The sequence below is a fragment of the Paenibacillus glycanilyticus NBRC 16618 genome (assembly GCF_004000805.1).
GTDB classification, from domain to species: domain Bacteria; phylum Bacillota; class Bacilli; order Paenibacillales; family Paenibacillaceae; genus Pristimantibacillus; species Pristimantibacillus glycanilyticus.
This window is the reverse complement of the sequence record NZ_BILY01000004.1, coordinates 156,829-172,658: the sequence shown is the minus strand read 5'-3', so window position 1 is coordinate 172,658 and position 15,830 is coordinate 156,829. Positions and strand designations below refer to the sequence as shown.

At 50.5% G+C, this 15,830-nt stretch carries 15 protein-coding genes; 11 read left to right on the top strand and 4 right to left on the bottom strand.

What is annotated here, in order from left to right:
* Positions 1–12: 12 nt before the first annotated feature.
* Complete coding sequence (locus tag PGL01S_RS04385; RefSeq protein ID WP_127491806.1) at positions 13–1,095, bottom strand: Gfo/Idh/MocA family protein; 1,083 nt, start codon at positions 1,093–1,095, stop codon at positions 13–15.
* 47 nt (positions 1,096–1,142) lie between these two features.
* Positions 1,143–2,906: a glycoside hydrolase family 2 protein gene (locus PGL01S_RS04380; RefSeq protein WP_127491804.1), complete on the bottom strand. Its 1,764-nt coding sequence runs from the start codon at positions 2,904–2,906 to the stop codon at positions 1,143–1,145.
* A gap of 223 nt (positions 2,907–3,129) precedes the next feature.
* On the opposite strand from PGL01S_RS04380, the gene PGL01S_RS04375 reads away from it, so the two are divergent.
* From PGL01S_RS04375 to PGL01S_RS04355, 5 genes are all read left to right on the top strand, one after another.
* Positions 3,130–3,618, top strand: a complete 489-nt coding sequence (locus PGL01S_RS04375) for a DinB family protein (protein WP_127491802.1) — start codon at positions 3,130–3,132, stop codon at positions 3,616–3,618.
* Positions 3,611–4,168, top strand: a complete 558-nt coding sequence (locus PGL01S_RS04370) for a P-loop nucleotide/nucleoside kinase family protein (RefSeq protein WP_127491800.1) — start codon at positions 3,611–3,613, stop codon at positions 4,166–4,168. Before PGL01S_RS04375 ends, PGL01S_RS04370 begins: the two co-directional genes overlap by 8 nt.
* Positions 4,169–4,363: 195 nt before the next feature.
* Entirely contained in the window at positions 4,364–5,281 is a 918-nt protein-coding gene (locus PGL01S_RS04365) for an AraC family transcriptional regulator (protein ID WP_127491798.1), read from the top strand.
* A complete protein-coding gene (locus tag PGL01S_RS04360) occupies positions 5,274–6,278 on the top strand; it encodes a zinc-dependent alcohol dehydrogenase (RefSeq protein ID WP_127491796.1) in 1,005 nt (334 codons plus the stop codon). Before PGL01S_RS04365 ends, PGL01S_RS04360 begins: the two co-directional genes overlap by 8 nt.
* 23 nt (positions 6,279–6,301) lie before the next feature.
* Positions 6,302–7,042 (top strand): sugar phosphate isomerase/epimerase family protein, encoded by a 741-nt coding sequence (locus PGL01S_RS04355; protein ID WP_127491794.1) that lies wholly within the window; start codon positions 6,302–6,304, stop codon positions 7,040–7,042.
* A gap of 86 nt (positions 7,043–7,128) precedes the next feature.
* On the opposite strand, the gene PGL01S_RS04350 is transcribed toward PGL01S_RS04355, so the two are convergent.
* Entirely contained in the window at positions 7,129–7,896 is a 768-nt protein-coding gene (locus tag PGL01S_RS04350; RefSeq protein WP_127491792.1) for a DeoR/GlpR family DNA-binding transcription regulator, read from the bottom strand.
* Positions 7,897–8,120: 224 nt separating this feature from the next.
* Between PGL01S_RS04350 and PGL01S_RS04345 the strand changes: the two genes are divergently transcribed.
* The 3 genes from PGL01S_RS04345 to PGL01S_RS04335 all read left to right on the top strand — a co-directional run bounded on the left by PGL01S_RS04345 (position 8,121) and on the right by PGL01S_RS04335 (position 10,848).
* Positions 8,121–9,164 carry an oxidoreductase gene (locus PGL01S_RS04345; protein WP_127491790.1) on the top strand — a complete coding sequence of 348 codons (1,044 nt, stop codon included), beginning with the start codon at positions 8,121–8,123 and terminating at the stop codon, positions 9,162–9,164.
* Between the two features lie 147 nt (positions 9,165–9,311).
* Positions 9,312–10,301 (top strand): cation diffusion facilitator family transporter, encoded by a 990-nt coding sequence (locus PGL01S_RS04340; RefSeq protein ID WP_127491788.1) that lies wholly within the window; start codon positions 9,312–9,314, stop codon positions 10,299–10,301.
* Positions 10,302–10,401: 100 nt separating this feature from the next.
* Entirely contained in the window at positions 10,402–10,848 is a 447-nt protein-coding gene (locus PGL01S_RS04335) for an Lrp/AsnC family transcriptional regulator (RefSeq protein WP_127491785.1), read from the top strand.
* A 72-nt stretch (positions 10,849–10,920) separates the two neighbouring features.
* On the opposite strand, the gene PGL01S_RS04330 is transcribed toward PGL01S_RS04335, so the two are convergent.
* A complete protein-coding gene (locus PGL01S_RS04330) occupies positions 10,921–12,456 on the bottom strand; it encodes an acetamidase/formamidase family protein (protein ID WP_127491783.1) in 1,536 nt (511 codons plus the stop codon).
* 318 nt (positions 12,457–12,774) lie between these two features.
* On the opposite strand from PGL01S_RS04330, the gene PGL01S_RS04325 reads away from it, so the two are divergent.
* The 3 genes from PGL01S_RS04325 to PGL01S_RS04315 all read left to right on the top strand — a co-directional run bounded on the left by PGL01S_RS04325 (position 12,775) and on the right by PGL01S_RS04315 (position 15,730).
* Positions 12,775–13,719: a glycoside hydrolase family 43 protein gene (locus PGL01S_RS04325; protein ID WP_127491781.1), complete on the top strand. Its 945-nt coding sequence runs from the start codon at positions 12,775–12,777 to the stop codon at positions 13,717–13,719.
* A gap of 133 nt (positions 13,720–13,852) precedes the next feature.
* Positions 13,853–14,452, top strand: coding sequence for a TetR/AcrR family transcriptional regulator (locus PGL01S_RS04320; RefSeq protein WP_127491779.1), 600 nt, complete (start codon positions 13,853–13,855; stop codon positions 14,450–14,452).
* A gap of 72 nt (positions 14,453–14,524) precedes the next feature.
* On the top strand, positions 14,525–15,730 hold the full coding sequence (locus PGL01S_RS04315) for an MFS transporter (RefSeq protein ID WP_127491777.1): 1,206 nt from the start codon (positions 14,525–14,527) through the stop codon (positions 15,728–15,730).
* Positions 15,731–15,830 lie beyond the last annotated feature (100 nt).

Here is a 15,830-nt window from a genome sequence, read left to right as displayed (position 1 = left end):
TTCGATTTAACGTTAGAAAGGAAGCTCGATGGCAACCTCGCGTTTGGCGGCAGAGGAGCGGAGCACTCCGTCGATAATGGCTTGCTGAATGACGATCTGCGAGCCCGGAATAGGGGCGGGACGTCCTTCGCGCACGGCTTCGGAGAAATCCCTCACCTTCTCGTTGAAGAGGTTAAGGTCGGTATTCGTAACCGGAATCGGCGTTTCAGTCTGTTTGCCCATAAAGTCATGGAACAGCTTCATCTCGCCGACGCGGCCATCCCATACGCCGGACCAATTGCCCGTTCCGTAAGGATTCACTTTCAGTCCGCCTTCCGTTCCGAGGAACATGGTGGAGCCAAGCGTATCCATATGCATAGCCCAAGAGATCTTGAATTGAAGCACCAGATCATTCTCGAAGCGTACAAGCGCTACTCCAAAATCCTCAACCTCGAATTTGCTCGCTTCCGGATGATGAACGGGATTCGTGCCGAAATAATTGGACGTATAAGCCGATACCGTAAGCGGCTTCGGATAACCAAGCGCATTAAGCGCCATATCGAGCGAGTAGCAGCCGATATCCGCCATAGCGCCGGCTCCGGCGAGCTGCTTGCTGATAAACGTGCCTCCCGGCATGCCGCGTCTGCGGCCGCCGCCGGTCTCCACGTAATAGACCTTGCCGAGCTTGCCGGATTGGACGATTTCGTTAACGACCTTCATGTTAGGGTCGTAACGGGGCTGAAAACCGATTGTCAGCATATTTCCCGTTTCGTTAGCGACTTGAACCATATCGATCGCTTCGTCCAAGGTAACGGACATCGGCTTTTCGAGCAGAACGTTTTTGCCTGCGCGCAGCGCGTCTACGGTGGTTACGTGATGGGAGGCATTTGGCGTGCAGATGCTGACCCCGTCCAGATCAAGCTCAAGGAGCCTGCGGTGATCATCGAAGCCGATGGCTCCCGGCAATTGCTCGCGCGTAACGAATTGATCCGCTTTGCCCGGAATGACATCGGCAACGGCGACAATCTCAACGTCGTGAAGCTGTTTGTAGGCTCTTACGTGAGCAGAAGCGATACCGCCGCTGCCGATAATTCCAATACGTTGCATTTTTGACATGAATCCAATCCCTGCCTTCTCATGAACTGTGTATCGGAAGCCTGATATTACTGCAGATTGATTTTTCTGATCTTCTCCATAGCAATCTTAGGCTCCCGGTTAATCGTAAGCAAGCCGTTAACCTCCTGCTGCACGTCCGTAATTTGCGTATAGCAGAATCCGCTTACATAATCGAGATTCTTGATTGCTTGGGTAATTCCTTCATAACGGGCCAAAAATTCTTCTTCATTTTTTACTTGGTTGCCGTAACCCCAGCCGGATTCGCTCGTAAATGCGATGCCGCCGTACTCGCTGATGATCACCGGCTGGCCTTTGTAGCTGTATCCGTTAGCGAACGGATAGCGGTGTTTGTCATGCGCGAAATCATTGCTGAGCAAGGCGTCCTTGTCCTTGTATCTGGCTTCGAGCACGGAGCCCAGCTCCTCGTAGTCATGTAGCGTAATAATATCCGAAATCGTATGCTCCCAGCCGTCGTTCACGACTACAGGCCTCATCTGATCGTAGGACTTGGTTAAATGATAGATCGATTCGGTGAATTGCTGCTGCTTCCGGTCGGTGAAGATTTGTCCGATTCCCCATGATTCGTTAAACGGAACCCACGTCACAATGGAAGGGTGGTTGTAATGCTGGCGGACAACCTCCATCCATTCCTTCGTGAACCGGTCTACGGCGTCGTCTCCGAATTCGTAAGTGGCGGCAATCTCCGACCAGACGAGAAAGCCCTTGCGGTCCGCCCAGTACAGGTATCTCGGATCCTCGAGCTTCTGGTGCTTGCGCACGCCGTTGAAGCCAAGCGCCAAGGTTTTATCGATATCCTCGATAATGGCTTCTTCGGAAGGCGGAGTCAGATGCGTATCTTCCCAATAGCCTTGATCGAGCAGAAGGCGTTGGTAGAGCGGCTGCTTGTTGAGCAGGATGCGGTCGCCTTTAATCTGAATGCGGCGCATGCCGAAGTAGGAGTATACGGTGTCTACCGGCTGGCCGTCTTTCTTCAGAACAACTTCCACATCGTACAGGTTCGGATGATTCGGATGCCAGGAATGAATTTTCCATTCGTTGACGTCGTTCATGACGCTTAGCTCCACTTTCAAGAACTTGCGGTCAACATTGGTTTCCGAGGAGCGGATCAGTTTCCCGTCGTAACGAATAACGGTCTGGAGCGTCAAGCCGTCGAAGGAACGTACCGTGCTGCCAAGCTCGTATTCGAACGTAACCGCTGCTTCTTCCAGCTTTGGCGTAATTTTAGCTCTGTTCACATGGTTGCCGTCGACATATTCCAGCCAGACGGACTGCCAGATGCCGGTTGTCTGCACGTACCAGCAGCCGTAGTTCTTCTCGATCCAGCGCTGCTTGCCGCGCGGCTGCATCGTGCTGTTGCTGTCTTCCACGCGGAGCGTGATGCGGTTTTCCCCGCCAATCTGCACGGCATCAGTAATATCAAAGGAGAATGCCGCATAACCGCCTTCATGCGAGCCGATATACACGCCGTTTACCCACAGCTTAGCCAAATAATCAACGGCCTGGAAATGGAGGATAACGCGTTTGTCTCCCGTTTCGGCCGGGATTGCAACATTCCGCTCATACCATACGCATGGATGGAAGGTTTCCTCGCCGATACCGCTGGCTTTGGTCTCATATGTAAACGGGACTTGAATCGTACGGTCCGCATCCAGCTTGCTGTACCATTTGCTGCGTTCGCCTTCAAACGAATCATCGAAGCGGAAGCCCCATTCGCCGTTTAACAATTGCCATTCGTCGCGTACCCACTGCGGACGCGGATAATCCTTCACATACTTGTGCGTACTAGCCATAATCTTCTTTTCTCTCCTTTTAGTTAACCGTTAGGTTAATTTAATAATGAAATTAAGATGATTCTAGTTCATATTATGTGGAAGGTTCGTTCTTATGTCAATACAAAGGTTAATTTATTAATGTTATAGTTAATTAATAATCCGATGTTGGTAGATAGATAAACTTTTACAAAATATGCTAGTATGAAAAAGGACTATCTTAAAGCGGAAGGAGACCCGAGTGATGATGAAACAACTTATTGTTGGGGATGCCGAACATGAACTGACGATTACGCGGCGTATTCTGGAGCGCTTGCCTGATGAGCATATGGCGTGGAAGCCGCATGAAAAATCAATGACATTGGGCGGACTTGCCACGCATTTGATCAACCTGTTGAACTGGCAGGCCGCTATTTTACATTCCCCGGAACTCGATATGTCCACTGTATCGGGGCGGCGGGAGGCTTTGCAAAAGCGCGAAGACGTGCTGTCGGAATACGATGCCAATGCGGCCAAGGTTATCGGGTTGATTACCGAATGCGACGAGAACAAGCTTAGCGAAGAATGGACGCTGCGAAACGGTGATTATATTATTCTGCGGCAGCCGCGGGCAATGGCGCTTCGCACCTTCGGATTAAGCCACATGATTCATCACCGTGCCCAGCTTGGGGTATATTTGCGGCTCCTGGATATTCCGGTTCCCGGCCTCTATGGCCCTTCGGCGGATGAATAAACCAACGGTTATTATAGTGAACGGATTCCCTGGAGCCGGAAAAACAACGCTCGCAGAGCGGCTGTCCAAGGATTTGAAGCTTCCCTTGCTGTCCCGGGACGGGATCTACGAGACTCTGTTTGACGCTTTGGATTGCAAGACGCACGGCTCTCCGCCGCTCTTGGCGCCGGCCGCTTTTACTTTTCTTTATTCCTTCGCGGGTAAGGTGCTGGCTGCCGGACAATCGCTTGTTATCGAAGGCTTCTTCGGCCGTCCGGAACTAAGAAGCGCGGAGTTTCTAAAGCTGAAGCGGGAGTACGACTTCGAGCCCTTCCAAATCATGTGCAGAGCCGATGGACGGGTGCTCTTGGAGCGCTATTATGCGCGTATGGGATCAGCGGATCGGCACAAGGGCCATAATGACAAGGAATGGATCGAACAGCAGGGCAACAAAGAACGGCTGTTGAACGAGACGCTTGCGCCATTGTCTATTGGCGGGACGGTCGTTGATATTGATACGGCGGCAGGGTTCGATTATGAAAGTTTGCTGAAGCAGATCCGCTCCGGATAAGAGAATAGAGGATCAAAAAGCCGCATGCATCGCATCGCGGCTTTTTTTTGCGTTCTTAACGGACACATCCGCAATAGTCGGTGTTACGGTTAAAAAAACGTTTTCTTATTTAAAGACTTTGCGTTAAAAATTCAATAAGATAGGTGTAACGAGTACTCGGAAATAGTTAAATCCCCTTTTCAAACGGAGGCTATTATGGAACGCAACATCGCCGGAATGGAGCGGCTATCGCCCTTTGTCCGCTCTGTAAAAATAACGAGATCGGACTACCTTGTGGGCGAATGGGTAGATTACGATCACGTGTATACCTATATCGAACAAGGAGAAGCCGAGATCCTGCTGGACGGCGTCCAGTATCGGTTAAAGGAAGGGGAAGCTATCCTTTTTCCGCCGATGAAGCTTCATTTTATCCGGTCAGCGTCCAGCGAGCCTTTGATTCAGTACATCTTTCATTTCGATTTATTCCATTGGGAGGATCAGAGCAAGTGGCAGGAGACCGGCGTTTCCAAAGGGCAGCAAGTCGAGATAAAGCCGGAAGAAGAGCTGTTATCGTCGCTGTATCCTATCTCGTTCATTCATCCGGCCCATAGACTAGAGGTGCACAAAAGATTTCATATCCTTCATCAGGAATTTCTGAGCAAACGCCCTTACCATCAGCTGTTTATGAAGTCGCTGGCGCTGGAGCTGCTCATTTACTTCTTAAGAAATCAGCACATGTCCTACGAAGGGAAAGGCAAGAAGACAAAAGGCTGGGCATCTATCGAAAAAGCCGTTCTTTATATTCAACAGGAGTTTGCCAATCCCCGTTTAGATCTGGAACAAATCAGCCTGCAGGCCGGGGTATCGACCAATCACTTATCGTATCTCTTTAAGGAGCAGCTTGGAGTTACTATTCATAAATACGTGACTTATGTTCGGATCGAGGAAGCAAAAAGAAAGCTGCTTGAGGGTAACCTCTCTATTACTCAAATATCGGAAGCGGCTGGCTTTGCATCCATCCATGCATTCAGCAGAACATTCAAAGCTATTGCCGGTTTGACAGCCAGCCAGTTTATTGAGGCATATTCGACAAGCGGCAGGGTAATGTCCAAGGAGGAGATTAATAATGAATAACAAGAAAATCGTCTTTACCGCCCCATGGCAGGTCGAGGTTCATGAGGATGCCTTCCATATAGCAAAGCTGGGGAAGCGCGAGTTATTGGTGAAGAAAAGATTTACCTTAATCAGTCCGGGAACGGAGCTGGCCTGTCTATCGGGTAATGAGGGATGGTTTGCCATGCCGGGAATTCCCGGTTATTCTTCCGTAAGCGAAGTCATCGAGATTGGCGAAGAGGTGCAGGGCTTTAAGCCGGGCGACTATGTGTTTCACTATGGAGACCATAGCTTGTACTCGGTCATTCCGTCAGGCGGAATACTTTTGAAAGCGCCGTCAGGCCTGCCCCTTCACTGGGTGCCGTTCACCCGAATGGCTTCCGTAGCGATAACGTCTATTCGGGTATCCGAGATTGAGCTTGGCGACTATGTGGCCGTAACCGGTTTAGGTCTAGTCGGGAATATGGCCGCGCAATTAGCCTCTCTGCAAGGCGCTTCCGTGATCGGAATCGATTTATCGGGACCGCGACTGGAGGCGGCGACAGCATCCGGAATCGGGCATGCATTGCCGTCAGACCCCAAGGTTCATGGGCATATAAACGAAATTACCGGCGGAAAAGGGGTATCAACGCTAATAGATGCCACAGGAATTCCAAAGGTCGTAACGGAAGGGCTGCCATGGGTTGCGAAATACGGAGAGGTTGTGCTGCTCGGAAGTCCGCGGGGCGAATATCAAGGGAATATTACGGAGCTGCTGAACTATATTCATTTGGACGGACAAGGCTGCCTAACGTTTAAAGGCGCTCACGAGTGGATATTCCCCGTTGAGCCTGACGCGTTTGTGAAGCATTCCTTAACCCGGAATTCCCAAATCATATTTGAGCTTATGAAACTCAAAAAACTGGCAATTGAGCCGTTAATCAGTCATATACTAAAGCCGGAACAAGCCGTTCAAGCCTATGAAGGGCTTAGAAACGACAAAGATCATTATCACGGGGTATTATTCGATTGGTCCTAAAAAGGATAGGAGGTTTGATAACGATGCCTAATCTTCCGGTCGCCGTACAGCCTTACACCGTCCGTGATCAACTGGACAAGGATTACAGGGGGACGTTAAGAAAAATAGCGGAGATTGGCTACAAAGCGATTGAGCTTGGGCCGCCTCCAGTGGGAATTACCGTTGCCGAGCAAAAATTGCTTCTGGACCAGCTTGGGTTAAAAGTGATCGGTTTTCACTCCTCGCTGGAGCAGCTTGAATCGGATCCGGAAAGCGTAGTTCAATATTTGGAAGAGGTAAATGCAGAAAAGTATGCAGCGTTGTCCCTCGGCTTCGAATCTAAGGAAGATTTGCTCGCGAAGGCCGGCAGGCTGAATGAGATAGGCGAACGATTGGGGCAAAGCGGCGTACAGCTTCTATACCATAATCATGATTGGGAATTCAGGAAATTCGACGGCGAATACATACTGGATATTTTGCTGCGGGAGACCGATCCTTCCTATGTGAAAATGGAGCTCGATACGTATTGGGTTCATCGCGGGGGCTTGAATCCGGCGGAATATCTGCTTAAGCTTCGCGGGCGTTGTCCGTTGCTGCATATCAAGGATGCGGAGGCTGGTGAAGAAGCGTTTTTTGCGGAGATTGGCGAGGGCGTATTGGATTTTGAAGCCATCTTCCAAGCGGCCGAGGAGATCGGGACAAAGTGGCTTGTGGTTGAGCAGGATTTGTGCCGCAGAGATCCGCTTGAAAGTCTGGCGATCAGTTACGGCAACCTGTATAAATAGTACGACGCGGGGAACAACGGCGAGCATCCGATGCTGCGGCATTTCGAAAGGGATCGTCACGATAAAGTGACGATCCCTTTGTTCGTTCATTTTGGCAATGGGGAAGCGATAATCACTTCTATATTGTGGTCTTGCAGCAGCTTATCGAAAGGAGCAGGCGGATTAACGTCCGTAATAAGCAGATCGATAGCGTCAAACGAGCATACGCGGTGATACAGGCTTTTATCGAATTTGGCCGAATCGGCCAGCATGATGACCTGATTCGCCCGTTTGATCATTTCCCGCTTGAGGTATGCTTCCTCCTCCGTTGGGGTGAACAACCCTTCGGACGTAAGGCCGCATGTGCCGAGAAAAAGCTTGTCTACCCGGATGTCGTTCAGCATCTCGACCGTACGCGGCCCAAAGGCGTACCGGTGCCAGGCATTAAGCATGCCGCCAAGCAAATGGATGGCGATTTGCGGCTTGTCGCAGAGCACGCCGGCAACGTCGATCGAGTTCGTGACAACCACATTTTCCGTTGTGGACATAAACTCGGCGACATATTGCGTTGTGGTTCCTGTATCCAGCATGACATGCTCTCCGTCCCGGATAAGGGAGGCGGCCGTCATCGCGATGGTACGCTTGCTTCCTGCTTCAGTTAATCGGTCTTTGTAGCTGCTCACCGATTTTGTCATGGTCGAGAGAATCGCTCCGCCCCTCACGCGGACAATCAGGCCATCGGCTTCCATCTTGACCAGATCGCGCCTTGCGGTATCGTAGGATACTTCGTATAAGGTACAGATATCCTCCATGCTAATTTTCCGGTTCAGCTTCATATAATCAACGATTGAGTTAATCCGTTCCTCTTGCGTCATCTTTTGCCCACCTTATTTGTCCATTCTTCTTCCATTATAAGCAACGGTACTTTTTAATGACAAGCAAAATACGGAGAATGTGCATGTTTCACTTGCTTAAAATCAGTTTATATAATTTTAATAATTATATTTATAAGTGAAATAATTAAATTGGCATTGAATTGCCGCATGTCATCTTTTATACTGGTTGAGACAGGACAGAGAACGGAGAGGGAGTGCAGAGCATGAGTAAGGTTAAGGTTGGATTGGTTGGCTTCGGATTATCAGGGCAAGTTTTCCACGCTCCACTTATACAATCGATTGAAGGAATGGAAATCGCAAAGGTCGTGTCCAGCAATCCCGAAAAGGTAGGACAATACTTGCCGGACACGGAGGTTATCGCCTCGCTTGCAGAGCTTCTCGCCGACGAAAGCATCGATCTGGTTGTGATTACATCGCCTAACCAGACGCATTATACCTTTGCGAAGCAAGCCTTGCTTGCGGGCAAGCATGTTGTTGTGGAGAAGCCGTTTGTTATTTCGTCGGAAGAAGCCGATGATTTGATCGAGACGGCACGGCAGCAAGACAAGCTGCTTAGCGTCTATCAGAACCGGAGATGGGATAACGACTTTCTTACCGTCAAGGGCCTTATCGAGGCTGGCGAGCTGGGAGAGATCGCATCCTACGAAGCGCATTATGACCGTTACCGTCCGGAAGTATCCAATAGATGGAGAGAAACGGCGGGTCCGGGCTCCGGCATGCTGTATGACTTAGGCTCGCATTTGATCGACCAGGCCCTGCATCTGTTCGGGAAGCCGGATACCGTATATGCCGATCTTATGGCGCAAAGGGCAGGCTCCGAGGTGACGGATTATTTCCACCTGATTCTGAGCTACGGCACGAAAAGAGTTATCCTGCACAGCGGTTCGCTTGTGTTGCAGCATGGTCCCAAATTCCAGGTGCATGGCAGCAAGGGCAGCTTTATCAAATACGGCCTGGATTCGCAGGAGGACATGCTGCGCAAGGGCGGCTTGCCGGGTCAGCCGGAGTGGGGCATGGATCGGGAAGAGCGGTACGGCGAGCTGACGGTAACGGTTGATGGCAAGACGGAGACCGGCAAGGTGAAGACGCTGCAGGGGAGCTATGAACGCTTTTACGAGGGAATGGTTCAGGCGATTACGGCGAATAAACCAGTACCCGTTGCGGCGGAAGATGCCAGAAACACGATTAAGATTATTGAGCTGGCCATTCAAAGCAGCGAGGAGAAGAAGGCTTTGCCTTTCCGGTAGAATTAAAAGTGCTTGGCATGAGATTGATCATGCCAAGCATTTTTTTTAGCGAATACATTGAAACCACTTTTTTACAAGATCGTATTGTAGTAAAGTAATTTTACCTATACTAGGAAGATAAGCACATAATGGAGGGAACTTTGTAAAGTGGAATCGGACAGGAATAAGGACAGTTTTTGGAGTTTATTGAAAAAAGGGAATACGTCTTCGGCAACGGCGGCAGTCGGGAATACGGCAGTGGCCATCGTAAAAGGCGTAGCTGCGGTGATGACGGGAAGCGGCGCGATGTTTGCCTCCACCATGCACTCCATTGCGGATGCGGTGAACCAAGGCTTCGTATTCGCGGGCAGCGTGCTTGCCGAGAAAAAGCCGACGCAAAGATTTCCGACCGGATTCGGCCGTGTAATTAACCTGTTTTGCATGATTGCGGTTATTGTCGTTACGGTTATGGCTTACGAAACGATCAGAGAGGGCTTTCACTTGCTGGCCCACCCGTCGGAATCGCATGGCTTCTGGATAAACTTTATTATCCTGCTTATCTCCATCGGCGTTGACGGCTTTGTTTTACATAAAGCAATGAAAGAAATTGTTCATGAATCGCGTTCGGAGGCGAAAGGTCTTGCCATTGTTGGGGCGGCGTTCAAGAATGTCGGACGGGCTGCACCTCCGACGCGCCTCGTATTTTATGAAGATCTGGTTGCCACGACCGGTGCGTTTCTTGCGCTGATTGCCGTCGTTGTCACCTCGCTTACCAGCTTCACGCTGCTGGATGGCGTGTCGACCATATTGATCGGGCTTCTTATGGTGGCGGTGGCGTTCCGCGTAGGCTACGATAACATGGTTGGCCTGATTGGCGTGGCCGCGCCGCGCGAAGTCGAAGAGAAGGTTGCGCAGTTGATTTTCTCCCATGGGGAAGTAACCGATCTTTATTCGATGCGAATTTTGCAGGAAGGCCGCTATTACCACGTTGAAGGTCTAATCGAGCTGAAGCCGGGGATGACGCTTGCGGAAGCCGATGATATCAAGTTTAAGGTGAGAGACACGCTTTTGCTTGATCCGGCGATCGCAGACGTTACGATAGGCATTATCGAAGATAACGGAGTCCGCAACTGGCAGCCGCAAGAGGCTGGCGTATAAACAATGGAAGGCGCTGTCCCGGGGGCAGCGTCTTTTTCTATACTCCTCTCTGGAGATAGGTAAGTTCGATCTGTTACAATAACCTCAAAGAGGTGAAGGCATGCTGGATTCCATCGATAATCATATTTTGCAGAGGCTGTCGCAGAACAGCCGGATTTCATATACCGATCTAGCCAAAGAAGTAGGGTTGTCGGGGGTGGCGGTGAAGGAGCGGATCGACAGGCTTGTGAATCAGGGCATTATCGAGCAGTTCTCGATTGTTATCAACGCTGAAAGACTGGGCAAAAAGATATCCGCTTACCTGGAGCTTGAGGTCGAGCCTGTCCATCTGGACGAGATTCTGGAATCGCTCAAGGCCAACGAACGCGTTGTTGTTCTTTACGAGATGACCGGTCCCTGCCTGCTTCACGTTCATTATCTAGTGGAAGATATGGACGAGGTGGACCGGTTCATGCACGAGTCGATCTATTCGCTAAAAGGGATACTGCGCGTTGAGAATCAGATTCTGCTCAAGCGCCATAAGAATCAGGACGGCCTTAATATTTAAGCTGCCGTGACAGGAAGAACCGCCGGGTGGCAGCCCGGCGGTTCTTTTTTCTGAGTAGAATAGGATGATGGCTTAATTGGTTTTGGACAGCTTGGATTGATAGAAGCTTGCGGAATAATCGCTGATGACCGCTGTTCCGCCTGACAGCTGCACGGGAGCGGTCAGCTTAATCTTTTCCCCGTTATAGGTTGCGGTTGTCTGGCCGATCGTCATGGCAAGTGTGTTGCCGTTATAGCTGATCGTTACGGTTTGCGTTGGCGTATTCCAGCGTACCTTGGCGCCAAAGCTTTCAAAGGCGCTTCGCAGTCCTACAGTCTTCTGCTCCGCTTCGCCGAACTGGCCTTTCGTAATGACGGCGTGAACGCCCCAGTTGCCGTCAACGACCTGCGTAATCCCAAAGTCGGTGGAGACTGACATTAGGGAGTAGGCTTCATCCTCCGTCAGATCCATTCCTTTCATCAGAAAATCCTTTGTTTTAAACGCGGCGTCCTTCATGGCCTTGTCGATCGAGGAATTGTTGTAGATATCCTTCTGGGCATTTGCTCCAAGCTCTGCCAGGTAGTTTGCGTAGCTGAAGCCGTGTACGACCCATTCATTCTCGCTCTCAAGGAGCGGGTAGCTGAGATTGTTCAGCTTCTTGTTCAAATCCGCTTTCTTGTGCAAAATCACTTGAATGTCGCCGGTCACGGATGTCTCGATGGCCGTTCCGTTAATTTCCGCATCCCCTTGGCCGGCATGCGGATCGCCAACCTGCAGCAGCGCGCCGGGTACGGATACCGGGTAATACATCGTAGCGCCTTCCGTTACGCGCCAGTCGTCGACATTGCCGCCGAAGTAGGACGGAGGGACGGAGTCAACAACGTCTGCTTCCTTTGGAGCAACGCCCATCGTGCCGAAATGGAGCCTGACCGGAACCTTGACGCCTTCCAGTACGTTGAAGTTCTCTTCGACGGTATCGTGGTCGACAATAACGCCCGGATAATCGATCGTTGGATGCACCTTACCGTCGGGATCGGTCTGCGGCGTCCACTTGAAGCTGTACAGCGCCGTAGCGTAATCCGTAACGCCGTCCGAACTCATCTCATAGATCGTGACGACTTCCCGTTTCTTTGGTTCCTCCGCCATATCTCCGTACAAGTAGCCCCAGTTGGCGGCAGCGTTGACGCCAAAGGTTTTGCCTGCGTATTTCTCGTTCCCGTTCGGCCGGAGCTTCATATCCAGTATTTTCACTTCCAGCACGTCGCCCGGTTCCGCTCCTTCAACCGCGATGGGTCCGGTCATAATATGTACGCCGGGTCCGCGCAGCGCTTCGTTCTTCTCGACATGATCCCAGTGGAAAATATCCTCTACACCCGCGTCGCCTTCAATCATTCTCTCGTAATCATCGCCGGAATGATGGGTAATAGCCTCGACCGTTACGATATCCCCGGAATTCACGGTAAGGACCGGATCCCCTTTCCCGATATTGCCCCAGCGTACATTCTCTGAATTTGCGGCAAGGTAATGCGTCTTGGGCTTCGCGTCAGCATTTGCAACATAAAGAGGCGAGCTAAACACCATCAAAGCAGATAAAGCTGTGCAAACCTTCCATGAAAATCGGTTTCTCATACTCATGTCTCCCTTTTGTTTTCTTTTGTGTAAGTTTTCCTAACATGTTAGTGAGACTGAGTATAGCAGAAGAATATGGGATTAACAATATAAAGTTTTTGTCTTATCTAAGTTTGATAATTTAAGTGGATTGTATTTTTCCATTTAAAAAGTTAATTGGCAGTCTGCAAGAGGGATAATTCCTGATCGTTATGGCAGTCCGAAATAAAGCACAATAGGTCAGTTCATAGCATGATAAGGGCTTATCAAGCCGCCTCTAGTACCGGATAATTGAAGCAAGAGCATGATACGCAGCAATTCTTCGAGGGGGACTAGCTCATGTCAGTAGAACAAGGGAAAAATCAGCCTTACGAGGCTTATCTGTTTGTGCATTTTACCGGCGAGCATGAGAATGGCGAGCAGGTTTATTTTTCGGTCAGCCGGGACGGGCTCCATTGGAATGATCTGAATGACAGCCAGCCGGTACTGCAATCCGGCATCGGCGAGAAGGGTGTGCGGGACCCGTTTATTATCCGCTCTCCGCTTGATAACAAGTTTTATATTATTGCGACGGATCTACGCATTGCGAATGACAAAGGCTGGGATACGGCGCAGCATCGCGGCAGCCGCTCGATTATCGTCTGGGAGTCTCCGGACCTGGTGAACTGGTCGAAGGAGAGAAGCGTGGAGATGGATCTTCCGGATGCGGGCTGCGTCTGGGCGCCGGAGTCGATCTTTGACGAGGAAGCGGGAGAGCATCTGATTTTCTGGGCTTCGATGACCAAGGAAGGAAATCAGGAGCCTAAGCAGATTATTTACAGCTCCCGGACGAAAGACTTTATTTCCTTCACGAAGCCGGAAAAATATATCGAACGCGGCAATCACGTAATCGATACGACGATTATCCGGGAAGGCAGCGCGTATTACCGTTATTCGAAGGACGAGACAACCAAATGCATAACGGTCGAGAGCAGCGATTCCTTATCCGCTTCTTCGTTCAGGGAGCTGCATTCGCCTGTATTGGAAGGACTGTTCGGAGTGGAAGGGCCGGAAGTATTCAAGTTCAACGACCGGAACGAATGGTGCCTGATGGTTGATCAGTATGCCGCCGGCAAGGGGTATCTGCCGCTTGTTACGGAAGACTTGTCCAGCGGACAGTTCCGTATTCTGAATGCGGAAGAGTATAACCTGGGGGCTGCGAAGAAGAGGCATGGATCGTTCCTGAATCTGACCGGAGCCGAATACGAGGCCTTGGCGGCAGTCTGGGGCACGCCCGGACAATAAGAGGGAAGCTTGGCATGGAGCCGTCCGTGCCAAGCTTTTTTATGTTGGAGTTGCCTTTATATTCTTTATCCATTACAATACTGAATAAATGTTCAGTATCGAAAATCGGTAGTTTAAGCGAGGTGAGTCGGGTGTGAACAAGAAGCAGCAGCAAACCGAGCATACAAAGAGAAAGATAGCGGATGCGGCGCGGAATTTGTTCGTGCAGAAGGGCTATAAAGCAACCTCCATCGAAGATATCGTCAAAGCGACAGGCTGCAGCGCCGGCAATATCTATTATCATTTCAAGAGCAAGGAAGGGCTGTTCCTGCATCTTATTGACGATTGGAATACGGAGTGGGAGGAAACTTGGCTGGCGAAGGAGCCGCAGTACAAGACCACCATCGAAAAACTGTACGGCATGGCCGAGCATCTGGCGCATGACCAGCTGAATCATCCGCTTACCAAAGCCGTTGACGAGTTCTTTAACAACGCCGAGAAAAATCCGGAAGTCGAGGAGCGCATTAACGAGATGGTTAAAGGTTATATTGACTTTAATCGGGATTTGCTGCAGCGGGGAATCGATAGCGGCGAATTCCAATCCTCGAATGTGACCGGCCTTGCGATTATATTGGACAGTCTGATGTACGGCCTGAATCAGCACACGCGAAGAATGGAACGGGAGGAAGCTCTGGCGGCTTACCGGCTGGCTATGGACGTGTTTTTGCACGGCATTGCCACACCGGCCCGCTAGGCCTTTTTTTCTGCAATAATCTAGAATGAATATTCAGTATTCGAACAGCTAGGAAATCGGGGGAATCATAAAATGACTTTATTGCTTAAAAATCGGGGTGCGCTGCTTATCCTGATGTTTAATTTGTTGCTAGTGTTCACGGGGATCGGGCTTGTTATCCCGATTATGCCGAAATTTATGGAGACGCTTGGCATTACGGGAGGGATTGTCGGCTTGCTCGTGGCGGCGTTCTCGCTGACGCAGCTTCTATTCTCGCCGCTTGCCGGGCGGTTGTCCGACAAATTCGGCAGGAAGAGGATGATCGTTATCGGCATGCTTGTGTTCGCCGTATCCGAGGCGATGTTCGGATTCGCGGAATCCTCGGTCCTATTATTCGTATCCAGGCTGCTTGGCGGGATTAGCGCCGCTATGATTATGCCGGCCGTTATGGCTTACGCGGCCGATATTACGACGAAGGAAGAGCGGGCTTCGGGCATGGGCTTTATTAACGCGGCCATTACGACCGGCTTTATTATCGGTCCCGGCATTGGCGGTTACATTGCCGAGTTCGGCATTCGGGCGCCGTTTTACGCTGCCGGCGCAGCGGGTGTCCTTGCAGCCGTGATCAATCTGATTATTCTTCCGGAGTCGAAGCCTGCGCAGGAAGACGCGGTTGAGACTGCGGCAGCAGCAGGGAAGGAACAACGCGGCTTTCTCACGCAGCTCCGTTATTCGTATCGCGAGCCGTATTTCCTGGCCTTGATTATCGTTTTTGTCATGTCGTTCGGGCTGGCCAACTTCGAGACGGTATTCGGATTGTTCGTCGATCACAAATTCGGCTATGAGCCGAAGGATATCGCCTTTATTATTACGTTTGGCTCCATTGCCGGCGCGGTCGTTCAGGTTACGATCTTCAGTTGGATTCTGAGGACGTTCGGCGAGCGGAGGGTCATATCCGTTTGTCTTCTGTTTGCCGGCTTGTTTATCGCATTGACGCTCTTTGTTCATAAGTTCTGGCTGGTGTTTGCCGTGACGTTTATTATCTTCCTGGCAATCGATATATTGCGCCCGGCAATCAGTACGCAAATGTCGATGGTGGCGAAGGACCAGCAGGGCTACGTGGCGGGTTTGAACTCGGCCTTTACGAGCCTTGGCAATATTGCCGGACCAATTATCGCCGGATTCCTGTTCGATGCGGATATTAATTACCCTTATACGCTTGCTTGCGTCGTTCTGCTTCTATGCTTCGTTTTGACGTTGAGCGAAAGAAAACGCGCCTTGCAGGAGGCCCGGACGTAATCGGGGAGGGCTTGATCAGCTGATGTCGGTTTTTTTTAACCGATGTCAGCTTTTTTATTTTAACGACATTATCAAAAAAAATAGGAACTTATCCCAAAAA